Raw genomic sequence first — 24360 nt, forward strand, 5'->3', positions numbered from 1 at the left:
CGCGCAGCCGAACTCCACGTTCGGGCAGGCGAATTCGGCATTCGAGCAGCCGAGTTCGACGTTCAGGCCGCTGAACTTCACAGTCGAGGGCCTGGCCAGGCCACGCCATACGCCGAGGTGGCTGTTCGCGGAGCCTCACCCGCCCCAAGCCTGGGACTCGGCTGCCCGAAGGCAGGGCTCAGCTACCTGAATGCGGGCTTCGGCTGCCTCAATGTGGAACTCGGCTGTCTGAACGTGGAACTCGGTTGCGCGAGTGTGGAGTTCAGCTGTCTGAGTGCGGGACTCGGGTGCGCGACGTGAAGTTGGGGTGCCCGAACGTGGGACTCGGGCTCCCGGGTGTGGAACTCGGGCTCCTGAACGTGGGGTTCGGGTGCGCGAACGTGGGGTTCGGGTGCCTGAACGTGGAGTTTGGTTCGCGAGTGTGGGGTTCGGGGGGCTGGGCGTGGGACTCGCCCCCGGCGTGGGCCGGGGGCGAGTGGGGGGGCGGGGGTTAGTGGGGGCGGTCGGGGTCGTGGTCGGAGGTGGCGGTTGTCGTGGAGGTGGTGGCGGCTGCGGGGGTTGGGGCGCCGGAGGTGGAGCTGGGCGCGGAGGTGCCGGAGGTGGTGGAGGAGGCGGAGCCGGAGGTGCTGGAGGAGGTGGTGGTGGCGGGGTTTGCGTCGGTGGTGGTGGCTTTGGTGGCGGCGCGCTTGCGCTTCAGCAGGAAGAAGGTGACGAAGGCGGCGGCGATGAGGGCCAGCACGACCCAGCTTCCCTTGCCGACCGCGGACTCCAGTTGTTCGGCGGCTTCCCCGGCGGCGGCGCCGATGCCGATGTGCAGGGCGCACCAGGCGGTGGCACCGACGGCCACCGGCGGCAGGAACTTCCGGAACGGCAGGCCCGAAGCCCCAGCGGCGGCCGGGATCAGGGTTCGCATGACCGGCAGGAAGATCGCGATCAGCACGGCCCAGGAACCCTTGCGCCGCAGGAAGTCGCAGGCTTTGTCCCAGCCGTCGGCGCCGTGCTTCTGCACGAGTTTGGTCTGCCGCAGCCGTGGCCCGAACTTCTTGCCGAGCAGGTAGCCGACCGAGTCACCGGCGATCGCGCAGATGGTGGTGACCAGCCACATCAGCAGGAACTTCGGCGTGCTGTCCACGGTGGTGCCGAGGATGAACAAGCCGGACTCGCCGGGCGCGATGAAGCCGAGGCCGAGGGTGCACTCCCCGAACACCAGCAGGCCGGCCCCGGCGGTGACGCCCGCGGGCGGCAGCGCGCGGAGCCAGTCGAGAATGTCGGTCACCAGTGCCACGTGAAAGTCCCCTCAGTTCGCTTCGGTGGATCAGCAAGCCCGTTCAGGCTAATGCGACCCTAGCCATCGCGCGTCAACCTTTCGTCAGGGGATTTCACCCACTTTGGTGGTACGCGGGCGTACTACTAGCGGCTCAGGAGGCTGGCGGCTTCCTGCGCCGCGGGGCCCTGCGAGGTCAGGTGCGCCAGGTTCTCCGGCAGCTCCTCACCACGATGAGCCTTGGTCTGCGCATACAACCGCCCGGCCCGATACGACGAACGCACCAGCGGACCCGCCATCACCCCGGCGAAACCCATCGCCTCCGCGGCCTGCGAATGCTCCACGAACTCCTCCGGCTTCACCCACCGGTCCACCGGGTGGTGTCGCGGGGAGGGGCGCAGGTACTGGGTGATCGTCAAGATCTCGCACCCCGCGTCCACCAGGTCCTGCATGGCGGGGGCGACCTCCTCGAAGGTTTCACCCATGCCCAGGATCAGATTCGACTTCGTCACCAGCCCTGCTTCACGGGCAGCGGTGATGACCTCCAGCGACCGCGCATACCGGAAACCCGGACGGATCCGCTTGAAAATCCGCGGCACCGTCTCCACATTGTGCGCCAGCACCTCCGGCCGCGAACCGAACACCTCAGCCAGCTGATCAGGGTCGGCGTTGAAATCCGGGATCAGCAACTCCACCCCAGTACCCGGATTCAACGCATGGATCTGACGCACGGTCTCGGCATACAACCACGCACCACCATCAGGCAGATCATCACGAGCGACACCGGTCACCGTGGAGTAACGCAACCCCATCGCCTGCACGCTCTCGGCCACCTTGCGCGGCTCGGTACGGTCCAGCTCCGCCGGGCGACCCGTGTCGATCTGACAGAAATCACACCGCCGCGTGCACTGATCCCCACCGATCAAAAACGTCGCCTCACGGTCCTCCCAACACTCATAGATGTTGGGACAACCCGCTTCTTCACAGACGGTGTGCAGACCCTCCCGGCGCACCAAGCCCTTCAACTCGGTGAACTCCGGACCCATCCGCGCCCGCGTCTTGATCCACGACGGCTTCTTCTCGATCGGCGTCTGACTGTTGCGAACCTCGAGCCGCAGCAGCTTCCGACCATCCGGGGCAGCACTCACGCAGACCAGCGTACGCCCGGATCGGACCGCACCCGATCAAGCCGGGTCCGGCGTGATCCCGGTCATTTCCCCGGTGAGCTGCCACAGTCCTGCACCGAGCGGCTCGTTCCGCGCGGGCCCCAGCGGCCGCACCCGGGTGGGGAAGCCACGCGTCCCGGCGAAGCCGTCCGGGCCGTAGTACGCGCCGCCTTCGACCTCGGGCGCGGTGGCCGCGTAGAGCTGCGGCAGCGTGCCCATCCGCGTGCTCTGCGCGAACAACTGCCCGCTGAGCGCGGCTCCCGCGCCGACGACCGTCCGCAGCACCGCGTTGCGCTGCGAATCCGCCATGCCCGACGCCAAGCCCGACCGGGTGTATCCCGGGTGCGCGGCCACGCTGAGCACCGGTTCCTTCGCCGCCCGCAGCCGCCGGTCCAGCTCCAGCGCGAACACCTGGTTCGCCAGTTTCGACTGCCCGTAAGCGATCGCCGGGAAGTACCGCCGCGTCTCGAAGTTCGGGTCGTTCAGGCTGATCCGGGCGCCGGTCGCCACCACGCTCGACAGCGTGACCACGCGCGAGACGCCTTCGGACGCGCGCAGGGCGGGCATCAGCAGCCAGGTCAGCGCGGCGTGCCCGAGGTGGTTCGTGCCGAACTGCGTCTCGAAACCGTCGATGGTGTGGCCCTGCGGTGGCGCCATCAGGCCGGCGTTGTTCAGCAGGACGTCGACCGAGTCGCCGGTGGATTTGCGGATCTCGGCGGCGGCCTCGCGCACCGAATCCAGCGACGCCAGGTCCAGCCGGACCAGCTCCGGCGCCGGGCCGGTGGCGACTTCGGCCACCTCGTCGAGCGCGCGCTGCCCGCGTTCCGCCGACCGGCAGGCGAGCAGCACCCGCGCGCCCTTTTCCGCCAGCACCACCGCGCTGCGCAGGCCCAGGCCGGAGTTGGCGCCGGTGATCACCACCGTGCGGCCGTCCTGCGCCGGGATGTCCGCCTCGGTCCACTTGGTCCCAGTCATGCCCAGCAGGTTAGGCGTTCGGCAGCACCAGGCGCCGCACGGGACAGCCGGTGTGTGCCTTCGACGGCGCCCCGAGCAGCAGGCTTTCCAGTGCCAAGCCGACCTTCGTCACCTGCTCGGCGGAATCACCCGCCTCGGAGAGCCCGGCTGCCTGGGCGAGCATCCGCAGCTCGGCCTCACGCATCGGCGCGGTTTCCGGGAAGCGGTCGAGATGGGCGTCGAGCACCGCGCGCAGGGTCGGCTGTGCGGCGCTCGCGGCCCGCCAGGCGCGGGTGACCGCGTCCAGCTCGTCGCCGTCGGTCTCGCACAGCTGGACCCGCAGGTGCCCGCCGAGGATCAGCGACCACTTGTACTGCAGGGCCAGCACCAGCTCGCGGTCCGAGGCGAACACCCCGGTGCGCGGCAGCGGTCCGGCCGGGTCGCGGTGCGCCCGTCGCAGCACGGCGTCGATGGCGTCGCGGCGGCGGTAGTGGTCTTTCCAGCTCATGGTCGGAGCCCCCTTGCCGTGAGCGGGGACATACCGCGGGTTTGCGGCATACTCCCGGTACGGTCCTGACTGCCGGTACCGTACCACGGGTATGTTCCGGCGGAGGTGGCGTAAGGTTGTGGCCGTGCTGACAAAGTGGTCTCCATGAGGTCCCGTCGGCTGGACTACTCGGAGTCGACCCGATCGGCACTGGTCACCAGCGCGGTGGAGTTGTTCACCCAGCGCGGGTACGCCGGTACGTCGCTCGACGAGGTGGCCCGCCGCGCCCGGGTCACGAAAGGCGCGCTCTACCACCACTTCAGCGGGAAGCAGGCGTTGTTCGAGGCTGCCTTCGACGCGGTGGAGAACGAAGTGATCGGCCGCCTGCGGAAAGTGCGCAGCGGACCCGAGGCGCCGTGGGAACGAGCCGTGCTGTGCCTGCGCACCTTCATCAAGTGCTGCCTCGAACCGGAGTACCAGCGGCTCGTGGTGCACGAGGCGCCGGTGGTGATGGGCTGGGAACGCTGGCGCGAGGCCGAGGAGCACTTCAGCTTCGGCCTGGTCCGCGACAGCATCGAGGAACTGGTCGACGCCGGTGAACTCGAGCAGGTCCCGGTGGACACCACTTCGCGGCTGCTGTTCGGCGCGCTGTCCTCGGCGGCCACGGTGATCGCCGGTTCGGCGGACCCGCAGCAGGTCAGCGCCGAGGTCGAAGCCGTGGTGATCGCCCTGCTGAGCCGGATCAGGGTCACGCCGGAACACGCGTAGATTCGGTACCCGTGGAACTAAGGATCTTCACCGAACCCCAGCAGGGCGCCAGCTACGACGACCAGTTGCGCGTCGCGAAAGCCGCCGAAGAACTGGGCTATGACGCGTTCTTCCGCTCCGACCACATCCTGAAGATGGGCTCGGCCACCGGGCTGCCGGGGCCCACCGACGCCTGGGTCACCCTCGGCGCGCTCGCCCGCGAAACCCAGCGCATCCGGCTCGGCACGCTGGTCACCGCCGCCACCTTCCGGCATCCGTCGATGCTGGCGATCGCGGTGGCGCAGGTGGACCAGATGTCCGGCGGCCGGGTCGAGTTCGGCCTCGGGTCCGGCTGGTACGACGACGAGCACACCGCGTACGGCATCCCGATGCCGGAGATCAAGGAACGCTTCGACATCTACAGCGAGCAGCTCGCCGTGCTCACCGGCCTGTGGGAGACCCCGGAAGGGGGAACCTTCAGCTTCGACGGGGAGCACTACCAGCTCGCCGAGGCGCCCGGGCTGCCCAAGCCTGCCCAGCGCCCGCGGCCGCCGGTGATCATCGGCGGTGGCGGCAAGAAGCGGACCCCGCAGCTCGCCGCGCGCTACGCCGACGAGTTCAACCTGCCGTTCACCGACGCCGACACCGCGCTCGCGCAGTTCCAGCGGGTCGAGGCGGCCGCCGCCGAGATCGGCCGCGACGGCAAGGAGATCGTGCGTTCGGCCGCGCAGGTGGTGGCGATCGGCCGCGACGAAGCCGAGTTCACCCGCCGTGCCGCGGCGATCGGGCGGGAGCCTGCCGAGGTGCGGCAGAACGGCATCGCCGGGACGCCCGCCGAAGCCGTGGACAAGATCGGCGCCTGGGTGGAGAAGACCGGCATCACCCGGCTCTACCTGCAGGTGCTCGACCTGTCCGACCTGGACCACCTGGAGCTGATCGCCGCCGAAGTGGCGCGCCAGCTCGCGTGATCAGGAGTTCTGCAGCACGAAGGTGACACCGTCGGCGCTGGGGGCGGCCGGGCGCGGCAGCCAGCGGTCCTCGCGGACCGGGAGGCCGCCCTCCAGCGCCGCCAGCACCGCGTCGCGCGCGGGCGCCAGCGCCTCGGTGACGGTCACCTCGTGGCCCACCTCGAACGACAGCGAGGTCACCCCGGCGTCGCGGATGCCGCACGGCACGATCTTGTCGAAGGCGGTCAGGTCCGGGTTGCAGTTCAGTTCGAAGCCGTGCATGGTCACCCCGCGCTGCACGCGGATGCCGATCGCGGCGATCTTGCGCTCGGGGCCGCGGTCGTCGGCCGGGATCCACACCCCGCTGCGGCCCTCGACCCGGCCGGCGTGCACGCCGAAGCCTTCGCACACCGCGATCAGGCCCTCTTCCAGGCGCCGCACGTACTGGACCACGTCGATCGGGTCGGCCAGCTTCACGATCGGGTAGCCGACCAGCTGCCCCGGACCGTGCCAGGTGATCTTCCCGCCGCGGTCCACGTCGATCACCGGGGTGTCGTCGACCGGCCGGTCACCCGGTTCGGTCCGCTTGCCCGCGGTGTAGACCGACGGGTGCTCCAGCAGGAACAGCGTGTCCGGCCCCTCGCCGTCGGCGCGGGCCGTCGCGGTCGTGCGTTGCAGTTCCCACGCCTCGAGGTAGTCGATCGTGCCGAGCAGGCGTACGTCGACGGCTTCGCGGGCGTCACGGCAGGAGGAGGTGGTCACCCCCGCCACGCTACGCCGCCGGACCCCGGTTCGATAAGACGGGGAGCAGGCGCAATGCCACCGCTGAGACCAGACCCACACCACCGACGGCGAGCACCGCGCCGAGCGTGTCGGTGAACCAGTGGACCGAAAGCACCACCCGGCAGGCCGCCGCCACCGCGGTCGCGGCGAGCGCCAGGAAGGTCACCCGGCGCAGCAGTCGCGGCGCCAGCCACGCGCACAGCAGCACCGCGGCGAACCCGGTGCTGGCCACGGAAACCACGTGCCCGCTCGGATAACTCAGGTCGGGGTATTCGCGGGGGCGGTCGCGTTCGAACAGCGGCTTGAACACGAAGCTGGTCAACCGGCACAGCACCAGCACCACCGCCACCCGGACGAGCAGGCTCGCCCTCGCCCGGTCACCGCCGCGGTACGCGCGAACCGCGGCGACTGACAACGCGAGCCCGAGCGCGACCGGCAGCACCGGGCCGAAGATGTGGCTGAGCACCCCGGCGACCAGGCCCGGCGCGTCCAGCCATTCGCCGTGCAACGCCCAGAGCAGCGCCACGTCCAGCCCCCACGGCCGGTCGCGCACGGCCAGCCCCAGCACGGTGAACGCGAGCAGCAGCACCCCGCCGAACAGACTCCAGCGAACGCGCAGCGCGCGGGCCAGCCCGGCGGTCATCGCACAGCCGCGGCGAGTGCGTCACCGACCGTCTTGTACTGGAATTCGAACCCGGCGTCCTCCAGCGCCCGCGGCACGGCCCGCTGGCTCGCCAGCGCCATTTCCTCGGCGGCCTGGCCGATCGCCAGCTTCATCGCCGGGGCGGGCACCCACCACGGCGCCGGGCGGTTGAGCACGCGGCCGAACTCGCGGGTGAATTCGGCGTTGGTCACCGGCAGTGGACCGCAGACGTTGACCGGGCCGGACAGGCGGTCGCTGGTCACCGCGAACACCAGCGCGGAAATCTGGTCCTCCTCGGCGATCCACGGCATGTACTGCGTGCCGTCGCCGAGTTTTCCGCCCAGTGCCAAGGAGAACAGCGGCTTCAACGGGCCGAGCAGGCCGCCGTCGCCGGAGAGCACCAAGCCCGTGCGCACGCGGACCACGCGCGCGTCACCTGCCGCCGTGGTGGCGTTTTCCCAGGCGTCGCAAAGGTTCGCGAGGAAACCGTCGCCGTTCGGGGCCGACTCCTCCAGCAGCGCCGAACCGGCGTTGCCGTAGTAACCGACGGCGGAAGCGTTGACCAGCACCGGAATCCCGTGTTCGGCGACCGCTTCCGCGAGCACCTCGGTCGGTTCGACCCGGCTGTCGACGATGACCTGCTTGCGCGCCGCGCTCCAGCGCTGGGGGAGCAGCGGCGCGCCACACAGGTTGACCACCGCGTCGGTGCCGTCGAAAGCGCCGTCGGCGACCCGCCCGGCAGGCGGGTCCCAGCTGAACTCGTCCGGCTTGCGGGTCTCGCGGCGGACGAGCCGGACGACCTCGTGGCCCCCGGCCCGCAGGCGGGCGGTGAGCGCGTTGCCGATCAGGCCACTGGATCCGGCGATGAGTACTCGCATGCCGTCGATCCTGCCACCACCCGGTGGAACCGGCTGGGCTACCGCAACTGGCCCGCGATGTCGGCGGCGGCCGCGAGCAGTACGAGCGCCGGGATCGCCGCCCGCGGTTTGAGCCGGTAGCTACCGCGTTTGTCCTGCTCGACGACGCCGGCGCCGGTCAGTGCCTTGAGGTGGTGGTAGAACTGCCCGGCCGAGCCGAGTTCGGCGGCTTCCTGCAGTGCCGCACCGGGTTGTGAGCCGTGCTCGGCGAGCCGCCGCACGATCGCCACCCGCGCCGGGTGGGCCAGCGCCGAAAGCACCTCGATCCGAGGCTGGTCCGCCAGCGCCAGCACACGGGACGAGGGCAGGGCGACCTGCCACTCCAGCTCCCCTGGACGGGTGAGCTGACCGGCGTAGGTGATCACCCCGCCGTCGTCCGGGACTTCTTCGGCAGGCGTGTGGTGGCCTTCCAGCGCGGCGACCCGCCGTTCCAGCTCCGCGACCCGTTCGCTCAACTCGGCGCTCATGGCACCAGCATGCCGGTCAGGCGCCCAGCGCTCGCGCCAGCCCGTCGAAGCCGGCAGGGGTGCTCAGCGCGTCCAGGCCGGCGGTGAGGAAACCCCCGAATTCGGCCTGTTGTTCGTCGCTGATGCCGGTCAGCAGGAGGGCGAGCGAGCCGATGCGGCCGTCCTTCCAGCGCACGCTCATGCCCATGGTGATGGTCCTGGGGAAGCTGCCGCCCTTGAAACCGACGGCCGTCGCGCCCTCGGGTACGAGTGACGCGAGCGGGCGCTCCAGGTGGTCGCGGGCGAGTCCGCCGGTGGCCGCCACCGCGCGGTGCAACCCGGCGAGTTCGGCGGCGGTGCCCCGCATGTGGCCGCTGGTCCACGGCCACTGCGCGGCGCTGGTGCTGGGCATGGCCGGGATGCGGTTCGCCGCGTGGCGGCGGAATTCCGCGCTGCGGATGAACTTGGCGGCGAGCATGTCACCGATCGCGCGGCGCGCGGCGGGGTTGGGGCCGCACAGTTCGGGCATGATCAACTGCAGTGTTTCGCCCTGCATCGACCGGAAGTCCGGGCGGGACCAGTTCGCCGCCTTGACGAGCGCGCGCTGCCCGAGCCGGTGGCGCAGGTAGTCCGGGGCGGCGTTGTCGCTGAAGAGGATCATCGCGGTGGCGATCTGGTCCAGCGTGACCAGCCGCTCGGGGTCGTGGGCGATGCCGAACTCGTCGCAGGGGATGCCCAGCGCGGTCAGCGCGGCGCGGTGCGCGCCGCCGTCGCTGACGTACGGGTGCCGGATGTCCCAGTCGCCGACGCGGATCTGCTCGGCGGGATCGAGCCTGCCCTCTTCCACCGCCTGCGCGTATGCGGTCAGGTGCACGATCTTCACCGTTGAGGCCAGCACCATCGGTTCCGCTGCTCGATGGGCGAGCACGCGACCTGCACCGTCGTCGACCATCGCGCCCACGCCGGCGCGGTTCGCGGCCATCCAGTCGAGCCACTCGGCCGCCGGGGACTGGGCCTGGGCCCGCAGTGGCGGCAACAACGCGACCGAGCCCGCCGCGGTCACCCCCAGCAGCAACTTGCGCCGGTTCAGCATGGCACCTCCTCTAGAATTCCGTAATTCTAGAATATTAGACAGCCGCCCCCTGTCAACCCGACGCCGGTGCACCCGAACCCCACACTCAGGCATCCGAACCCCACGTTCGCGCACCCGAGTTGCACGTTCAGGCATCCGAGTCCTGCGCTCAGGCATCCGAGTTCCACACTCGGCAGCTGAACTCCACATTCGCGTAGTCGGATCCCGCCTCCGGAAGACCTTCGCGCCCAGCGGCTGAGCCGTGGCGGCGGCGGTCCCCGCGCGGATTCGGGAGACGCGAACGTGGGGTCGGCTGCCGGAGCGTGGAATTCGGCGGCCCGAGTGTGGGGTTCGGCTACGCGAACGTGGAGTTCGGCGGCCTGAGTGTGGGGTTGGGATGCGTGAGTGTGGGGTTCGGGTGTCTGAACGTGGGGTTCGGGTGCGTGAGTGTGGGGTTCGGGGGTGGGTAGCAGAACGGGGCACCACCCGGGTGGGTGGTGCCCCGTGTCGGGCGAGGGGTTACAGGCCCAGTTCGTCCTCGAAGTTGCCTTCTTCGAGGCGCTGCTTGATCGTCGTGACGAAGCGGCCGGCGTCGGCGCCGTCGATGAGGCGGTGGTCGTAGGTCAGCGGCAGGAACGCCATCGACCGCACGGCGATGGTGTCGTTGCCGTCCGAGTCGCTGATCACCACCGGGCGCTTCACCACCGCGCCGGTCCCGAGCATGCCGGACTGCGGCTGCACGATGATCGGCGTGTCGAACAGCGCGCCGTTGCTGCCGATGTTGGTCACCGTGAAGGTGCCACCGGTCAGCTCGTCGGGCTTGATCTTGTTCGTCCGCGCGCGGGCCGCCAGGTCGGCGATCTTGTGCGCGAGCCCGGCCAGGTTCAGCTCACCGGCGTCGTGGATGACCACCGACAGCAGACCCTTTTCGGTGTCCACGGCGATGCCGAGGTGGACCGCACCGTGGTAGGTGATCTCCTTGGTCTCCTCGTTGTACGACGCGTTCACGTTCGGGTGCTGCTTGAGCGCCTCGACCGTGGCCTTGGCGAAGAACGGCAGGAACGTGAGGTTGATGCCCTCGCGCTCCTTGAACGCCGCCTTCGCGCGCTGGCGCAGCCGGGCGATCTTGGTGACGTCGACCTCGTGCACCTGGGTCAGCTGCGCCGAGACCTGCAGCGATTCCCTGGTCTTCAGCGCGGTGATCTGCCGGATCCGGTTGGCCTTCTGCACGGTGCCGCGCAGCGCCGACTTGTCCTGACCACCGGCGGCCGGAGCCGGAGCGGCGGCCGCGGGGGCCGGAGCGGACGGGGCTTCCTGCTGGGCGGCGGGCGCCGGAGCGGCCTGCTGCTTCTGCTTCTCCTCGACCGCGGCGAGCACGTCCTGCTTGCGGATGCGGCCACCGACACCGCTGCCGGTCAGCGAGGCGAGGTCGATGCCGTTCTCCGAGGCCAGCTTGCGCACCAGCGGCGTGACGTACGGCGAGGAGGCGCCGTTCGCGTCGGCCGCGGGCTTGCTCGGCGCCGGGGCTGAAGCCTGCTGCTCGGGTGCCTGGTGCTTGGGGGCTTCCTGGCGGGGAGCCTCCTGCTGCTTCGGCGCTTCCTGCCGGGGTTCGGGCTTCGGCTCGGGCTTGGGTTCCGGCTTCGGCTCTTCCTTCGGCTCCGGCCGGGATTCCGGCTGGGACTGCTGCGCCTGCGGCGCGGAACCCGCGTCGCCGACCACGGCCAGCTGCCCGCCGACCTCGACGGTCTCGTCCTCACCGACGCTGATCTCCAGCACGGTGCCCGCCACCGGCGACGGCACCTCGGTGTCCACCTTGTCGGTGGAGATCTCGAGCAGCGGCTCGTCCACCTCGACGGTGTCGCCGACCTGCTTGAGCCAGCGGGTGACGGTGCCCTCGGTGACGCTTTCGCCGAGTTCCGGCAGCGTCACCGGGGTGCCCTGAGCGGAACCGCCGCCAGACGACGAAGACGACGAAGACGACTGCTGGGGCTCCGGCTCCGGCTCCGGCTCCGGTTCGGGCTCGGGCTCGGGCTGGGACTCCTGCGCGGGCGCCTGCTCCTGGGCGGGGGCCGACTGCTCGGCCGGGGCGGACTCGCCGCCGCCGGAACCGTCGTCGATCACCGCGAGCTCGCCGCCGACCTCGACGGTCTCGTCCTCGGCGGCCACGATGCGCTGCACGGTGCCCGCCACGGGGGAGGGCACCTCGGTGTCCACCTTGTCGGTGGAGATCTCGAGCAACGGCTCGTCGACCTCGACCCGGTCACCCTCCTGCTTGAGCCACCGGGTGACGGTGCCCTCCGTGACGCTCTCCCCGAGCTCCGGCAATGTGACGGAGTAGGCCATTTTCTGCTGACTCCCTTGATGAAATGGTTCTGGTGCGGTCTTTGGGTTGACTTGCGGTCGTCAGCTGTGCACGTGCAGTGGCTTGCCGGCCAGGGCTAGGTGTGCTTCGCCGAGGGCCTCGGACTGGGTGGGGTGGGCGTGGATGAGCGGGGCGATGTCCTCCGGGAATGCCTCCCAGTTGTAGATCAGCTGCGCCTCGCCGATCAGCTCGCCGACGCGGTCCCCGACCAGGTGCAGGCCGATGACCGGCCCGTCCGGCGCCTTGATCAGCTTGACCGCACCGGAGGTCTTGAGGATCTGGCTCTTGCCGTTGCCGCCGAGGTCGTAGGTGAAGGTGACCACGTCTGCACCGTAGCGCTCCTTGGCCTGCGCTTCGGTGAGGCCGACCGAGGCGACCTCGGGGTGCGAGTAGGTCACCCGCGGGATGCCTGCCTCGTCCGCCGGGCGCGGGTCCAGCCCGGCGATCTCCTCGGCCACGAAGATGCCCTGCTGGAAACCGCGGTGCGCGAGCTGCAGGCCCGGCACGATGTCCCCGACCGCGTAGACGTTCGGCAGGTTGGTGCGCAGGCGGTCGTCGGTGAGCACGAAGCCGCGCTCCATGGTGACGCCCGCCTCCTCGTAGCCGTGCCCGGCCGAGTTGGGCCCGCGGCCGACCGCGACCAGCATCAGGTCGGCCTCGATGGTCTCGCCGGACTCCAGCGACACGCTCACGCCGTCGTCGTCCTGCTTCGCGCCGGTGAACTTCACGCCGGTCTTGAAGGTGATCTTGCGACGGCGGAAGGCGCGCTCGAGCTGCTTGGAGGCGAACTCGTCCTCGTTCGGGACCAGCCGCGGCAGCGCTTCGACGATGGTCACGTCGGTGCCGAAGGAGGCCCACACGCTGGCGAACTCCACCCCGATCACGCCGCCGCCGAGCACCACGGCCTTCTTCGGGATGTAGTCCAGCGACAGCGCCTGCTCGCTGGCGATGACGCGCCCGCCGAGCTCCAGCCCGGGCAGCGTCTTCGAGTAGGAGCCGGTGGCCAGGATGACGTTCTTGCCGGTGTACCGGGTGCCCTCGACCTCGACGCTGGTGCCGCCGACGAAGGTGCCGCTGCCCTCGACCAGGGTGACCTTGTGGGCCTTGGCCAGGCCCTGCAGCCCCTTGTAGAGCCGCGAGACGATCGAATCCTTGTACTTGTTCACCCCGGCGATGTCGATGCCCTCCAGGGTGGCCTTCACGCCGAACTGCTCGCTCTCGCGGGCCGAGTCGGCGACCTCCGCCGCGTGCAGCAGGGCTTTGGTCGGGATGCACCCGCGGTGCAGGCAGGTCCCACCCAGCTTGTCCTTCTCGATCAGGATGACGGAAAGGCCGAGCTCGGCCGCGCGGAATGCCGCGGCGTACCCGCCCGATCCGCCACCAAGGATCACCAGGTCAGCGGAGGTGTCGGTCACGTTGATAACTCCTAGCAAGAGCTCGGCGATGGTGCTCGTCCGCCCGCGCGCGAGTTACTCGCGCGCGCGGAACACACCTCATCTTGTCACCTCGTCCGGCACGCTTGCGACCTAGCCGGGTGTGTGCCGACACACCCGCTGCACCAGGGCGATAATGGATGGGTCAGCGGCTTCGAGAGAGGGTGGTCGGTGTGGGTCTTTTCGACTCGCTGCGCAGGCGTGGCAAGGGCGGCGGGAAGGGTGCCGGCAAGCCGGGAACGCTGCGCAAGTCCACCCCGGACGACACGCGGCACCTGGACGAGTGGTCGGGCAGCAGGCAGGGGGTGGAGGCCTATGTGGAACCCCGGACCACGGTCACCGAGACCACGGTCGTGCTGATCGCGCACGACGGTGAGTGGACGCGCCGTCGCATCGGCAGCCTGGACGCGGCGCAGCAGTTCGGGAAGAAGCGCTCGATCCCGGTCTACGAGGTGTCGAAGGTGGGTTACCCCAAACGCATGCGCGAGTACACCGAGCGGCAGAAGCGACGCCCCTCCTAGGTGTCGGACAGCGCCTAGGTTTCCAGCAACCGCAGGTGTTCTTCCAGCAGTTCCCGGAAGGTGCGGAAGGTGCTGGTGCCGAGCACGGGATCGGTCTGCACGACGACCCAGCCCGACGACGCCGGTGAGAGCAGGATCATGCTTTCACCGGGTTCGCTGATCGGCACCACACCGCCGTGCGCGGTCAGTTCGGCCGCGGCGAGCAGGCGCGGGAAGGTCACGTCCGCGGGCAGTCCGTCACTGGTGTGCAGGAATTCCCGGTAGTCGGGCGGTAGTTCCCGGCCCAGCCGGGCTTCCGCGGCCGCTGTGTCCCTTGTGGACGCCGGAGCCCGGCCGGTCTGTTCGCGCAGTTCCAGGATCCGGCCGACCAGCGCGGGCCAGTCCAGCGAGGCGGAGTCCGGCGCGTGCCGCGTGCGCAGCGCGGCGATCAGTTCGGCGGTCAGCGCGGTCGCGTGCTCTTCCCCGAGGCCGAGCGGGTCGGCTCCGGCGACCAGCAAGGGCGCGAGGTGGCGGCACGCCAGCGCCGCGGGCATCGACGGGCGCAGTGCGGCCCAATCGGCCAAGGCTTCCCGCGCGGCCTCCGGATCGCCGTCGCGCGCGAGGTCTTCGGCCCGCAGCAGGGCCGTCTTCGTGGGGTCTTCCGCGCCCTTTTCCAGGTGCTCGGCGAGACCGGAGACGATGCGCCCGGCGGTCGAATCGCCGAGCAGGCCGGTCGGCAGGGAAGGAACCGGGCGGCTCAGATGGGCGCGGTGCGCGGCTTCTTCGGCATCGAGGTCGAGCGGCAGCAGCGCGCCGGCCCACTTCGGTCGTTCCCCGAGCGCTTCGAACAGCATCGCCCACGCGCGGGCGTGCACCGGCGTGGTCACCAGCGCGGCCACCGGTCGTCCGGTGGCCGAGAGCCAGGTGCGCACCAGCCGGTCGGCCTCGCCGGGGAACCCGCTGCCGGCCAGCAGCAGCGCGGTGTCCCCGACGGCCCGGTCGGCCTGCGGCCCACCGGCCGTGAGCACCGCGCTCACGGCCGGTTCGAGCTGCTCGTGCAACCGCTCAGCCGCGGTCGGCGATGTCCGCCAGCACCGCGGCGATGGTGCGCACCGGGACGCCGGTGCCGCCCTTGGCGGTGTAGCCCCACGGGCCGCCGGTGTTGAACGACGGGCCCGCGATGTCGATGTGCGCCCAGGGCAGGTCGTCGGCGACGAACTCACGCAGGAAGATGCCCGCGGCGAGCATGCCGCCCCAGCGGTGGCCGGTGATGTTGGCCAGGTCGGCCAGGCGCGAGTCGAGGTCGGCGCGCAGCTCCTCGGGCAGCGGCATGGCCCAGCCGCCCTCGCCGGTGGCCCTGGCGATCTCGGCCACGCGGTCGCGGAACTCGTCCGAGCCCATGATCCCGGCGGTCCGGTTGCCCAGCGCGACCACCTGCGCGCCGGTCAGCGTGGAGGTCTCGATCAGGTAGTCCGGGTTCTCCTCGCCCGCCCGCACGATCGCGTCGGCCAGCACCAGGCGGCCCTCGGCGTCGGTGTTGAGCACCTCGACGGTCTTGCCGCCGTACATGGTCAGCACGTCGCCGGGCCGGTAGGAGGTGCCCGACGGCAGGTTCTCCGCGAGCGGGATGTGCGCGACGACCTCGAGCGGGTACTTCAGCTTCGCCGCCAGCACCACCGACGCGAGCACGCCTGCCGCGCCGGACATGTCGGAGGTCATGTGGTCCATGTTCGCCGCGGGCTTGATCGAGATGCCGCCCGAGTCGAAGGTGATGCCCTTGCCGACCAGCGCGATCTTCTTCTTCGCCTTGGCGGGCGTGTAGGCCACGCGCAGCAGGCGCGGCTGCCGCGAGGAGCCGCCGCCGACGCCCAGGATGCCGCCGAAGCCCTTGCGCTTGAGGGCCTTCTCGTCGAGGACCTCGATCTCCAGCTTGTTCGCGTCGGCCAGCTTCTTCGCGCGGTCGGCGAAGGAGGCCGGGAACAGGTCGTTCGGCGGGGTGTTGATCAGGTCGCGGGCGATGGTGACCGCCTCGGCGATCGCGGTGGCCGCCTTGAGCGTGGCGCGGTGCTCGCGGGCGTTGCCCTCCGCCGGGCTCGCGATGTCCACAGTGGACAGCGGGCCGTCGCCGGGCTCGGACTTGTACTCGGTGAAGCTGTACGCGCCGAGCACGGTGCCTTCGACGGTGGCCTGGAGGTCCACAGCGGACAGGGTGGTGAAGGCGCGGCCGGTGCCGTGGAGCGCGCGGGCGGCGGCCCCGGAGGCGCGGCGGACCTGCTCCGGGGTGATGCCGTCGGCGCCGGCCTTGCCCAGGCCGACGGCCAGCACCACGTCGGCGCCGGTGCGGCCCAGCGTGGGCAGCTTGACGACCTCTTCGGCCTTGCCCGCGGCACCGAGGGTGGACAGCACCTTGGCGAGCTTGCCGTCGAAGGCGGCGTCGACGGCTTCGGCACCGGGGGCGAGGATGGGCCCGTCCTCACCTTGCACGGTGCCGACGACGATCACCTCGGCGCGGGTCTTCCCCAGCGCGGCCTCGGTGTTCTCGGACAGGGCAAGCTTCGGCAAGGTCATCGTCGTCCTCGTGCGTTCGCGTCGGCGGTACCGGGCGGGTGGCCCGGACTGATCGTGAGCCATGCTAATGACAACTCGGGTCGGTGCGAGAGGTAGGTGGCCGAGGTGCTCGTCGGGGCCGGTTCCCTGGTCGTGCTCGCCGCGGCCGCCGCGGCGGCCGGGTGGTGGCTGCCCGCCGGGATCGCGCTCGCCGGACTGCTCGCCTGGCTGGCCGCCGGTCTCCCGCACGCGGGCGGGCGGCTGGCCGCGGGCACCCGGGCGGCCGGGCGCATCGGCCTGCTGCCGCTGTTCGGCTCGGCCTTCGCCGCCTACGTCATCCCGGGCGCGCCCTCGTGGTCGGCCGGGGTGGTGGTCGCGGTGCTGGTGCTCGCGCAGGCGCTCGGCCTGCGGCCCTCGGAGTCCACCGCCCGCTGGATCACCGGCACGCTGCTGGCCGCCGGGCTCGCGCTGGTCGCGCTGTGCCTGGCCATCCCGCCGGTCGAGCAGGCCCAGCCCGGGCGGCAGCCGGGGGTGGGCGGCGTGCTGCTCGCCGCGGTCGTGGTGGTGCCGCTGCTCAAGACCTACAAGACCGACCAGCGCCGGCGCTGGTGGCCCGCCGCGCCGGTGGCCGCGCTCCTCGCACTCTCGGCGGCCGCGTTGTACCAGCTCGGGCCGTTCCGGCTGGGGCTGTCGGCGACCTCCTTGCGTGACCTGCTCGCCGCCGCCGACGCACCCGCACTGGGGACCATGCTCGCCGTGGTGGCCGCGCTGGCCACCGTTTCGGCGAGTCTCGGCTCGCTCGCTTCGGCGCAGGAGGAGGCCGGGCGCTGGCCCGTGCTCGGGGGCGGGCTCCTCGCCGCGGTGCTGGCCACGGTGCTCGATCCGTTCCAGGCGCTGCGGATCGCCGCCGTGCTGACGCTGATCGAGCTGTTCGCCGCCGGGGTGCTCGGCCGGTCCACCGCCCGCGGCACGGTGGTGGTGCTGAGCTCCGGGATCCTGCTGATCATGCTCGGTACGGTGTGGCCATGATGGGTTTTGCGCCTGGATCGACGGTGCGGTACCGCTTCCACCGCCCGGACGGCAGCACCGGGCAGGTGCACCCGCTGCGGGTGCTCGCCGACGACGGCACCGAACTGGTGGGCTGGCTGCCCGCGGGCACAGCGATCCTCGGCACCCGGCTGGCCGACGGCAGGTCGATGCGGGAAGCGCCGCTGGCCGAGCGGTTCCGGCTGCCGCGCGAGCGCTATCGGTCGACCTGGCACGGCACGTCGAACGTGCGGCGGGTGGTGGACGGCGAATGGTCTTCGGTGTGGTGGTTCTTCGACGAGGAACTGCGGTTCACCGGCTGGTACGTGAACCTGGAGATCCCGCTGGGGCGCACGGGCGACGGCGTCGACCGGATCGACGGCGTCCTCGACCTCGCCGTGGCCCCGGACCGCACCTGGGTGTGGAAGGACGAGGACGAGGCGGAGGCCGCGGTGGCCGTCGGACGGCTCACCGCGGCGCAACTCGACCGGCTGCGTGCCGAGGGCGAGCGGGTGATCCGGCTGATCGAGGCGGGCAGCTACCCGTTCGACGGCACGTGGACCGCCTTCGAGCCGGACCCCGCGTGGCCGCGGCCGGAGCTGTGACCGGCCGAGGTCAGACCATCAGCACGACGAGCAGCACCAGCAGCACCGACGCCACCGAGAGCCCGATCATCGGCCCCTTGGCGATGTCGCGCGGGAACATCTTCTTGCCGTTGAGGTTGCGCCACCAGACGGCCCCGAAGATCGCGGCGACCACGCCGAGGAGGCCGCCGAACACCCCGATCAGCAGCGCGCCGACGAGCACCAGCAGACCGGCGGAGAACGGGAGCAGCGCGGCGGCGACGAAGGTCTTCACGTCCGAGGCCCCGCCGGCGGACACACTGTTGCCCTCGGCGGGCTGAGCGGGTTGGTAGGTCACGGTTCCAGCCTAGCGGGGTCGGGTGCCAGGCGCGGAATACTCTGACGTCCAACTAAGAGTTATCGTCTTCGCATGACGACCACGATGCCCTTCACCCATACCCCGAACCCGGACGCGGCCAGCTCCCAGCGGGTCGCCGAGGTATTGGCCAAGCCGGGCTTCGGGACGTACTTCACCGACCACATGGTCACCCTCCGCTACGACTCGCAGAAGGGCTGGCACGACGGGGAAGTCGGCCCGTACCGCCCGATCAGCCTGGACCCGGCCACTTCGGTGCTGCACTACGGCCAGGCGATCTTCGAGGGGCTCAAGGCCTACCGCCAGCCAGGTGGCTCGATCGCGTCCTTCCGGCCGGACGCGAACGCCGCCAGGTTCCGCCGCTCCGCGGTGCGCATGGCGATGCCGGAGCTGCCGGATGAGCTGTTCCTGGAGTCCCTGCGCGAGCTGGTGGCGGTGGACGAGCGCTGGGTGCCGACGAAGGCGGGCGAATCGCTTTACCTGCGCCCGTTCATGATCTCCACGTCGGTCGGGCTCGGCGTGAACGCGCCGGCGAGCGAGTACCTCTTCAGCGTGATCGCCTCGCCCGCCGGGTCCTACTTCGCCGGTGGCGTGAAGCCGGTGAGCGTGTGGCTGTCCACCGAATACGTGCGCGCGGCGCCGGGCGGGACCGGGTTCGCCAAGTGCGCCGGCAACTACGCGGCCTCCTTCCTGGCGCAGGCGCAGGCCGTGGAGCAGGGTTGCGACCAGGTCGTCTGGCTGGACGCGGTGGAGCACCGGTGGGTCGAGGAAATGGGCGGGATGAACCTGTTCTTCGTCTTCGGCTCCGGTGCGGACGCGCGGGTGGTGACGCCGGAGCTTTCGGGCGCGCTGCTCCCGGGTGTGACGCGGGCTTCGCTGCTGCGGCTGGCCGCGGACAACGGGCTCGAGGTCGAAGAGCGCCGCATCTCCACCGCGGAATGGGAAGAGGCCGCCACCTCCGGCGAGCTGACCGAGGTCTTCGCCTGCGGCACGGCCGCCGTGATCACCCCGGTCGGCCGCGTCAAGTACGACGGCGGCGAGTTCGTCATGGGTTCCGGTGAGCCGGGCGCGCTGACGATGAAGCTGCGGGAGCAGCTGACCGGTATCCAGGAGGGGCAGCGCCCGGACCCGCACGGGTGGATGCAGCCGCTCAAGTAGAGGCTCTTCGATGTCACGAATGTGGCTTTGGGGGCGTAATCGGCCCCCAAAGCCACATTCGTGTCACTTCGGCGGGGTGACGCCGGACTGTTCGTAGGTGCTGGTTTCCGCGAGCACCCGGGCCGCCATGGTGAGCAGCGGCAGTGCGGTGACGCCGCCGCTGCCCCCGCCGACGCGCAGGTGCAGGTCCAGGATCGGGTCCAGGTCCAGGTGCTCCAGCACCAGCGCGTGCGCCGGTTCGCTCGACCGGTGCGCGGCCACCCACCAGTTCCGGGCGCCCGGCGCCAGTTCCTCCGCGACCAGTGCGGCCGCGCCGACGACGAGTCCGTCCAACAGCACCGGGGTCCGGCGGACGGCGGCCTGCGCGAGGAAACCGGTGATCGCGGCGATGTCCGCGCCCGCGGTGGTGCGCAGCAACGCGACCGGGTCCGCGAGGACCGCGCGCGCCCGGCGCAGGCCATCGCGGATGGCGACGGCCTTGCGCATCCACGCGTTGTCGTCGATCCCGGAACCCCGGCCCACCACCGCGACCGGCTCGGCCCCGGTCAGCGCCGCCACCAGCACGGAGGCCGGTGTGCTGCTGGCGACACCGATCTCCCCGGCGACGAGCAGATCGGCCCCACTGTCCACTTCGGCGTCCGCGATCGTGCGGCCCGCCTGGATCGCGGCGTGCACTTCCTCTTCGGACAGCGCGTCTTCGGTCGCGATCGAGCCCGAACCGCGGCGCACCTTCAGATCGGCGGCCTCCGGCGTCGCGGAGCCCTCGCGGTCCACCGCCAGGTCCACCACGCGCACGGTGGCTCCGGCGACCGTGGCCAAGACGTTGAGCGGGGCGCCGCCGGTGAGCGTCGCGCCGACGAGCTGACCGGTCACTTCGGCCGGATAGGCCGAGACGCCGTTCGCGGCGATGCCGTGGTCACCGGCGAAGACCACCACCCGCGGCCGGGTGAACGGCCGCGGCGGGGCCTGGCCCTGGCAGGCGGCGATCCAGGCGCCCAGTTCTTCGAGCCGTCCGAGCGAGCCGTTCGGCGTGATCAGCGTTCCGGTCAGCCGCTGCGCTTCCGCGCGGGCGATTTCATCCGGAAGGGGGAGTTCGGGGAAGTCGGCAGCCTCGTGGGTGAGCACGCGCCCACGCTACCGCCCCTATGCTTTCCGCCGTGACGACCGCGGCGGGTGTGGTGCTGGCGAGCGGCTCTGGCAGCCGCGTGGGCGCCGAGCTGAACAAGGTGTACCTCCCACTCGCCGGGCGGAGGCTGGCCTGCTGGTCGCTCGACGCCTTCGCGGGTATCCCGGAGTTCGGCGTGCTGGTGCTGGTGATCCGCCCGCAGGACGAGGACTTCGCGCGAGAGGTGGTCGGCGATCTCGACGTGGAACTGGTGCACGGCGGTGCCAGCAGGCAGGAATCGGAACTGCGGGCGCTGCGCCACCTTTCGGGACGCATCGGCAGCGGGGAGATCGACACCGTGCTCATCCACGACGGCGCGCGCCCGCTGGCGTCGACCGCCCTGATCACCTCGGTACTGGATGCGGCGCGGGAGTTCGGGGGCGCGGTCCCCGGCCTGACCGCCGACGACGTCGTGGTCGCCACCGAGGACGGCACCGGATTCGACGGCGTGCTCGAAGGAGCCGTGCGCGTGCAGACCCCGCAGGGCTTCCGGGCCGGACCGCTGCTGGCCGCCTATGAACAGGCGGACCGCGAAGGCTTCATCGGCACGGACACCGCGTCCTGCATGGAACGCTTCGCGGACCTGCCGGTGCACTGGGTGCCGGGGGAGGAGCGGAACCTCAAAGTGACCTACCCACACGACCTACGGGTAGTCGAACACCTGCTCCAACCCCCCGGCACCCTGTAGCCCCCGAATGCTATGAGTGGGGCATTACTAGCGTTCAATGCAAGTAATGCCCCACTCATAGCATTCCGGCCGCCGGGTTACGGCGACTTGGTGAGCGAGGGGTCCCGTTCGATGACGCCGTCCAGGATGTCGTCCATCTTGGCGAGCAGGTCCGCGTCGAGCTTGACGCCCGCCGCCTTCACGTTCTCGTGCACCTGCTCCGGCCGCGAAGCGCCGATGATCGCCGAGGCCACGTTCGGGTTCTGCAGCACCCACGCCACGGCCAGCTGGGCGAGCGACAGCCCGGCCTCCGCGGCCAGCGGCTCCAGCTTCTGCACGCGGGTCAGCACGTCGTCGTTCAGGTAGCGCTGGACGAAGTTCGCGCCGCCCTTGTCGTCGGTCGCGCGCGAGCCCTCGGGCAGCGGCTGGCCCGGTTTGTACTTGCCGGTCAGCACGCCCTGCGCGATCGGCGACCAGACGATCTGGCTGAGGCCCTCGCGCTCGGAAGCCGGGATGACCTGCGCCTCGATCACCCGCCAGAGGGCGTTGTACTGCGGCTGGTTCGAGATGAACGGCACGTGCAGCTCACGCGCCAGCGCGGCCCCGCGGGTGATCTCCTCGGCGGTCCACTCCGAGACGCCGACGTAGAGCACCTTGCCCTGGCGGACCAGGTCGGCGAAGGCGAGGAAGGTCTCCTCCAGCGGCACCGTGCGGTCGAACCGGTGGGCCTGGTAGAGGTCGATGTAGTCGGTGCCGAGCCGCTTCAGCGACGCGTTGGCCGACTCGATGATGTGCTTGCGGCTCAGGCCCTTGTCGTTGGGCCCCTTCGGACCGGTCGGCCAGAAGACCTTGGTGAAGATCTCCAGGCTCTCGCGGCGCTGCCCGGCCAGGCCGCGGCCGAGCACCGATTCGGCGGCGGTGTTGGCGTAGACGTCAGCTGTGTCGAAGGTCGTGATGCCGGCCTCCAGCGCGGCCTTGATGCACGCCTGCGCCTGCTCCTCTTCGACCTGGGAGCCGTGGGTGAGCCAGTTGCCGTACGAGATCTCACTGATGTTCAGGCCACTGCGGCCGAGGCGTCGAAACTCCATGGTGCCGAGCCTAGTCGCTCATCGTTCGCCTTGCTAAGGACCTGGAGTAGCTCCCGCCTCGTCCACGGATTCGGCGGCCGGTGGACCGCAGCGCAGCTTCACGCCGAGCGCTTCGTAGGAGAACTCCCATTCGGGTGCCGCGCGCCAGAGGAACAGGCCGTAGAACACCAGGCCGGTCAGGTGCGGGAGCAGCAGCACGGCGATCGCCGCGAGCGGGGTGAGCTTGAGGACGTCGACGATCCACGGAGTCGCTGGCACAACCAACCCTCGCCGCCGGACGAGTCCCGAGGCGTGCTCACCGGCCGGGTGTGGCTGGCAGTGGGAGCCTGGCCACCACCGACCGGTGAAGATCGGCGCGCGCAGCGGCTCGGCCCCGGGTGGCTGTCAGCGGGCAGCCAGGCGAACCACTGGCCCGCGAGGCCGATGGCCCCGCGGGTGTGTCGCTCCCTCATGGAACTCTCGGGAACGATGGCTCTTCTCACTGCCCCCATATGACGAGCAGTGCGAAGGATTCAGGCACCGCCAGTGTAGCCGGACTCGAGGCCGCGCCGGAAGGATCTAGACGGCGTCGCCCGGCTTGACGCGGGGCTTGGGGACGCGGAGCTTGCGGATCTGGCTGGCGCGGATGAAGGCGTACCAGCCGACCGAGCGGGCCTTGAAGTCCTCCTTGGGGAACTTCTCCCGCACCGCCTTCGCCACGCGGCGGCCGTTGAAGTAGCCCTCGACCACCATGCCCAGCAGCATCACCGTGCACAGCAGGGTGGCGTAGCGCTGGATCGACACGTTCGGCACCAGCAGCGCGACGAACACCAGCAGCGCCAGCGGCATGAACAGGCCGAGCAGGTTGCGCTTGGCGTCGACCAGGTCGCGCACGTAGGCCTTGACCGGCCCGCGGTCGCGCGGCAGCAGGTACTTGTCGTCCCCGGCGTCCATCCGGGCGCGGCGCTCCTTGGCGGCGGCGCGCCGGTCCTCCTTGGAGGTGGGGTTCGCCTTGCGGAGCTCCTTGTTGCGCTTCATCGCCTCGCGCATGGTCTTCGGTGGCGGGGCCACCGGGCCGCGGCGCTTCGCCTCCGCCTCCCGTCGCTTGGGCGTGGCTCGGCCCTTGCTCGGGGTGACCCCCCTGGTCTGCTCGGAGACCTCGGTCACCGCCGAGGCCGCGTCGTCGGGGCTATCGGTGGCTGTAGTGCTGTTACGCCGCAGGAACCTCACCTCGTCAGGGTATTCCAGGCCCGCCCGCGCTCGTTCAGCCGGTCGCGGGATGTGTCACCATGGAGTTCGCGCCGAGGGCGTGGAACAGAATGGGCAACGGGGTTGTTGATCCGGGTAACCGGGGTTCTCATGCCCACCGCAACACCACGAGGGAGAGTCATGACGACCGCTGAGCAGACCGGTGGCCAGACGGAGGCCGCCGAGGCCACCCACGGCGTGACCCTGACCGACACCGCGGCCGCCAAGGCCAAAGCCCTGCTCGAGCAGGAGGGCCGCGACGACATGCACCTGCGCATCGCCGTCCAGCCCGGTGGCTGTGCCGGCCTGCGCTACCAGCTGTTCTTCGACGAGCGCACCCTCGACGGTGACCTCTTCCGCGACTTCGACGGCCTCCGCGTGGCGGTGGACCGGATGAGCGCGCCGTACGTCTCCGAGGCCGTGATCGACTTCGTCGACAGCATCGAGAAGCAGGGCTTCACCATCGACAACCCGCAGGCCACCGGGTCCTGCGCGTGCGGCGACTCGTTCCACTGAGCCGCGATCGGGACAGAACGTGAAAAGGCGGGGCCGGTGATTCCGGTCCCGCCTTTTTTGACTGTGTTTCAGCTCACACGTAGGCGTCCAGTTCGGCGACCTGCGCGTGGCAGCGGTCGTCGACCGTCCAGTGCGGTGCCGCCTTCGGCGTGGCGGGGGTGCTCACGCAGGCGTGCAGTTCAGCGGGGAGGTCGGCGCAGTCGGCGATCAGTTCGCCGATGGTTTCGGGCTCGGTAAGTGTGCTCACGCAGCCGAACGTATGCGCGCTCGGCGGATTCGCCCACCGGTACTTGGCGGTAATGTCGG

General features: G+C 70.7%; 27 protein-coding genes. 8 read left to right on the forward strand and 19 right to left on the reverse strand.

Annotated elements, in window-relative coordinates; genetic code table 11:
* Positions 1-490: 490 nt before the first annotated feature.
* The 4 genes from L3Q67_RS21285 to L3Q67_RS21300 all read right to left on the reverse strand — a co-directional run bounded on the left by L3Q67_RS21285 (position 491) and on the right by L3Q67_RS21300 (position 3892).
* Positions 491-1276 carry a DedA family protein gene (locus tag L3Q67_RS21285; RefSeq protein WP_499191128.1) on the reverse strand — a complete coding sequence of 262 codons (786 nt, stop codon included), beginning with the start codon at positions 1274-1276 and terminating at the stop codon, positions 491-493.
* Between the two features lie 134 nt (positions 1277-1410).
* A complete protein-coding gene (lipA, locus tag L3Q67_RS21290) occupies positions 1411-2412 on the reverse strand; it encodes a lipoyl synthase (protein ID WP_499191129.1) in 1002 nt (333 codons plus the stop codon).
* Between the two features lie 36 nt (positions 2413-2448).
* A complete protein-coding gene (locus L3Q67_RS21295; protein WP_499191130.1) occupies positions 2449-3405 on the reverse strand; it encodes an SDR family NAD(P)-dependent oxidoreductase in 957 nt (318 codons plus the stop codon).
* 10 nt (positions 3406-3415) lie between these two features.
* Positions 3416-3892, reverse strand: a complete 477-nt coding sequence (locus L3Q67_RS21300; protein WP_499191131.1) for a hypothetical protein — start codon at positions 3890-3892, stop codon at positions 3416-3418.
* 144 nt (positions 3893-4036) lie between these two features.
* Here L3Q67_RS21300 and L3Q67_RS21305 point away from each other — a divergent pair, with 144 nt between their 5' ends.
* Both L3Q67_RS21305 and L3Q67_RS21310 read left to right on the forward strand, forming a co-directional pair.
* Entirely contained in the window at positions 4037-4639 is a 603-nt protein-coding gene (locus L3Q67_RS21305; protein WP_499191132.1) for a TetR/AcrR family transcriptional regulator, read from the forward strand.
* Between the two features lie 11 nt (positions 4640-4650).
* A complete protein-coding gene (locus tag L3Q67_RS21310) occupies positions 4651-5586 on the forward strand; it encodes an LLM class F420-dependent oxidoreductase (RefSeq protein WP_499191133.1) in 936 nt (311 codons plus the stop codon).
* Here the strand turns inward: L3Q67_RS21310 and lipB are convergent, their stop codons facing one another.
* The 7 genes from lipB to lpdA all read right to left on the reverse strand — a co-directional run bounded on the left by lipB (position 5587) and on the right by lpdA (position 13203).
* On the reverse strand, positions 5587-6336 hold the full coding sequence (lipB, locus tag L3Q67_RS21315; RefSeq protein ID WP_499191134.1) for a lipoate-protein ligase B: 750 nt from the start codon (positions 6334-6336) through the stop codon (positions 5587-5589). It abuts the gene before it with no gap.
* Between the two features lies 1 nt (position 6337).
* Positions 6338-6991, reverse strand: coding sequence for a phosphatase PAP2 family protein (locus tag L3Q67_RS21320; protein WP_499191135.1), 654 nt, complete (start codon positions 6989-6991; stop codon positions 6338-6340).
* Positions 6988-7869, reverse strand: a complete 882-nt coding sequence (locus tag L3Q67_RS21325) for an epimerase (RefSeq protein ID WP_499191136.1) — start codon at positions 7867-7869, stop codon at positions 6988-6990. Before L3Q67_RS21325 ends, L3Q67_RS21320 begins: the two co-directional genes overlap by 4 nt.
* Before the next feature lie 38 nt (positions 7870-7907).
* Positions 7908-8375 (reverse strand): ArsR/SmtB family transcription factor, encoded by a 468-nt coding sequence (locus L3Q67_RS21330; protein WP_499191137.1) that lies wholly within the window; start codon positions 8373-8375, stop codon positions 7908-7910.
* Positions 8376-8391: 16 nt separating this feature from the next.
* Positions 8392-9447, reverse strand: coding sequence for a serine hydrolase (locus L3Q67_RS21335; RefSeq protein ID WP_499191138.1), 1056 nt, complete (start codon positions 9445-9447; stop codon positions 8392-8394).
* 498 nt (positions 9448-9945) lie between these two features.
* Positions 9946-11769 (reverse strand): 2-oxo acid dehydrogenase subunit E2, encoded by a 1824-nt coding sequence (gene sucB / locus L3Q67_RS21340; RefSeq protein ID WP_499191139.1) that lies wholly within the window; start codon positions 11767-11769, stop codon positions 9946-9948.
* Between the two features lie 60 nt (positions 11770-11829).
* Positions 11830-13203 (reverse strand): dihydrolipoyl dehydrogenase, encoded by a 1374-nt coding sequence (gene lpdA / locus L3Q67_RS21345; protein WP_499191140.1) that lies wholly within the window; start codon positions 13201-13203, stop codon positions 11830-11832.
* Positions 13204-13385: 182 nt separating this feature from the next.
* Between lpdA and L3Q67_RS21350 the strand changes: the two genes are divergently transcribed.
* The gene (locus L3Q67_RS21350; RefSeq protein WP_423582884.1) at positions 13386-13742 is read left to right on the forward strand and encodes an oxidoreductase; all 357 of its coding nucleotides are present in this window, start codon (positions 13386-13388) and stop codon (positions 13740-13742) included.
* Between the two features lie 14 nt (positions 13743-13756).
* Here L3Q67_RS21350 and L3Q67_RS21355 read toward each other — a convergent pair whose 3' ends face one another.
* Entirely contained in the window at positions 13757-14782 is a 1026-nt protein-coding gene (locus L3Q67_RS21355) for an SMI1/KNR4 family protein (protein WP_499191141.1), read from the reverse strand.
* Positions 14783-14786: 4 nt separating this feature from the next.
* Complete coding sequence (locus L3Q67_RS21360) at positions 14787-16289, reverse strand: M17 family metallopeptidase (RefSeq protein ID WP_499191142.1); 1503 nt, start codon at positions 16287-16289, stop codon at positions 14787-14789.
* A gap of 96 nt (positions 16290-16385) precedes the next feature.
* On the opposite strand from L3Q67_RS21360, the gene L3Q67_RS21365 reads away from it, so the two are divergent.
* Together L3Q67_RS21365 and L3Q67_RS21370 are read left to right on the forward strand one after the other, a co-directional pair.
* Complete coding sequence (locus L3Q67_RS21365; RefSeq protein WP_499191143.1) at positions 16386-17297, forward strand: hypothetical protein; 912 nt, start codon at positions 16386-16388, stop codon at positions 17295-17297.
* The gene (locus L3Q67_RS21370; protein ID WP_499191144.1) at positions 17294-17899 is read left to right on the forward strand and encodes a ribonuclease FAU-1 family protein; all 606 of its coding nucleotides are present in this window, start codon (positions 17294-17296) and stop codon (positions 17897-17899) included. The genes L3Q67_RS21365 and L3Q67_RS21370 overlap by 4 nt, the downstream gene beginning before the upstream one ends.
* 10 nt (positions 17900-17909) lie before the next feature.
* Here the strand turns inward: L3Q67_RS21370 and L3Q67_RS21375 are convergent, their stop codons facing one another.
* The gene (locus L3Q67_RS21375) at positions 17910-18215 is read right to left on the reverse strand and encodes a hypothetical protein (protein WP_499191145.1); all 306 of its coding nucleotides are present in this window, start codon (positions 18213-18215) and stop codon (positions 17910-17912) included.
* Positions 18216-18287: 72 nt separating this feature from the next.
* Between L3Q67_RS21375 and L3Q67_RS21380 the strand changes: the two genes are divergently transcribed.
* A complete protein-coding gene (locus L3Q67_RS21380; RefSeq protein WP_499191146.1) occupies positions 18288-19391 on the forward strand; it encodes a branched-chain amino acid transaminase in 1104 nt (367 codons plus the stop codon).
* A 63-nt stretch (positions 19392-19454) separates the two neighbouring features.
* Here L3Q67_RS21380 and cobT read toward each other — a convergent pair whose 3' ends face one another.
* Positions 19455-20516: a nicotinate-nucleotide--dimethylbenzimidazole phosphoribosyltransferase gene (gene cobT, locus L3Q67_RS21385; protein ID WP_499191147.1), complete on the reverse strand. Its 1062-nt coding sequence runs from the start codon at positions 20514-20516 to the stop codon at positions 19455-19457.
* Positions 20517-20566: 50 nt separating this feature from the next.
* Between cobT and L3Q67_RS21390 the strand changes: the two genes are divergently transcribed.
* Positions 20567-21244 (forward strand): IspD/TarI family cytidylyltransferase, encoded by a 678-nt coding sequence (locus L3Q67_RS21390; protein WP_499191606.1) that lies wholly within the window; start codon positions 20567-20569, stop codon positions 21242-21244.
* A 77-nt stretch (positions 21245-21321) separates the two neighbouring features.
* Here L3Q67_RS21390 and L3Q67_RS21395 read toward each other — a convergent pair whose 3' ends face one another.
* The 3 genes from L3Q67_RS21395 to L3Q67_RS21405 form a co-directional block, all read right to left on the reverse strand.
* Entirely contained in the window at positions 21322-22311 is a 990-nt protein-coding gene (locus tag L3Q67_RS21395; RefSeq protein WP_499191148.1) for an aldo/keto reductase family protein, read from the reverse strand.
* Positions 22312-22344: 33 nt separating this feature from the next.
* The gene (locus tag L3Q67_RS21400; protein ID WP_499191149.1) at positions 22345-22569 is read right to left on the reverse strand and encodes a hypothetical protein; all 225 of its coding nucleotides are present in this window, start codon (positions 22567-22569) and stop codon (positions 22345-22347) included.
* Positions 22570-22869: 300 nt separating this feature from the next.
* Positions 22870-23520 carry a DUF3043 domain-containing protein gene (locus L3Q67_RS21405; RefSeq protein WP_499191150.1) on the reverse strand — a complete coding sequence of 217 codons (651 nt, stop codon included), beginning with the start codon at positions 23518-23520 and terminating at the stop codon, positions 22870-22872.
* Between the two features lie 159 nt (positions 23521-23679).
* On the opposite strand from L3Q67_RS21405, the gene L3Q67_RS21410 reads away from it, so the two are divergent.
* On the forward strand, positions 23680-24054 hold the full coding sequence (locus tag L3Q67_RS21410) for a HesB/IscA family protein (RefSeq protein ID WP_395907735.1): 375 nt from the start codon (positions 23680-23682) through the stop codon (positions 24052-24054).
* A 73-nt stretch (positions 24055-24127) separates the two neighbouring features.
* Here L3Q67_RS21410 and L3Q67_RS21415 read toward each other — a convergent pair whose 3' ends face one another.
* Positions 24128-24301 (reverse strand): hypothetical protein, encoded by a 174-nt coding sequence (locus tag L3Q67_RS21415; RefSeq protein WP_499191151.1) that lies wholly within the window; start codon positions 24299-24301, stop codon positions 24128-24130.
* Positions 24302-24360: the final 59 nt, after the last annotated feature.

This window comes from Saccharothrix sp. AJ9571 (assembly GCF_021725495.1).
Taxonomy (GTDB): Bacteria; Actinomycetota; Actinomycetes; order Mycobacteriales; family Pseudonocardiaceae; genus Amycolatopsis; species Amycolatopsis magusensis.

Bases quoted from the DNA above. Each gene is read 5' to 3' on its own strand.
- L3Q67_RS21295 (WP_499191130.1), bottom strand. From the start codon at position 3,405: ATGACTGGGACCAAGTGGACCGAGGCGGACATCCCGGCGCAGGACGGC.
- L3Q67_RS21325 (WP_499191136.1), bottom strand. From the start codon at position 7,869: ATGCGAGTACTCATCGCCGGATCCAGTGGCCTGATCGGCAACGCGCTC.
- L3Q67_RS21320 (WP_499191135.1), bottom strand. From the start codon at position 6,991: ATGACCGCCGGGCTGGCCCGCGCGCTGCGCGTTCGCTGGAGTCTGTTC.
- sucB (WP_499191139.1), bottom strand. From the start codon at position 11,769: ATGGCCTACTCCGTCACATTGCCGGAGCTCGGGGAGAGCGTCACGGAG.
- L3Q67_RS21370 (WP_499191144.1), top strand. From the start codon at position 17,294: ATGATGGGTTTTGCGCCTGGATCGACGGTGCGGTACCGCTTCCACCGC.
- L3Q67_RS21305 (WP_499191132.1), top strand. From the start codon at position 4,037: ATGAGGTCCCGTCGGCTGGACTACTCGGAGTCGACCCGATCGGCACTG.
- L3Q67_RS21360 (WP_499191142.1), bottom strand. From the start codon at position 16,289: ATGACCTTGCCGAAGCTTGCCCTGTCCGAGAACACCGAGGCCGCGCTG.
- L3Q67_RS21335 (WP_499191138.1), bottom strand. From the start codon at position 9,447: ATGCTGAACCGGCGCAAGTTGCTGCTGGGGGTGACCGCGGCGGGCTCG.
- L3Q67_RS21300 (WP_499191131.1), bottom strand. From the start codon at position 3,892: ATGAGCTGGAAAGACCACTACCGCCGCCGCGACGCCATCGACGCCGTG.
- L3Q67_RS21380 (WP_499191146.1), top strand. From the start codon at position 18,288: ATGACGACCACGATGCCCTTCACCCATACCCCGAACCCGGACGCGGCC.
- L3Q67_RS21395 (WP_499191148.1), bottom strand. From the start codon at position 22,311: ATGGAGTTTCGACGCCTCGGCCGCAGTGGCCTGAACATCAGTGAGATC.
- L3Q67_RS21330 (WP_499191137.1), bottom strand. From the start codon at position 8,375: ATGAGCGCCGAGTTGAGCGAACGGGTCGCGGAGCTGGAACGGCGGGTC.
- L3Q67_RS21410 (WP_395907735.1), top strand. From the start codon at position 23,680: ATGACGACCGCTGAGCAGACCGGTGGCCAGACGGAGGCCGCCGAGGCC.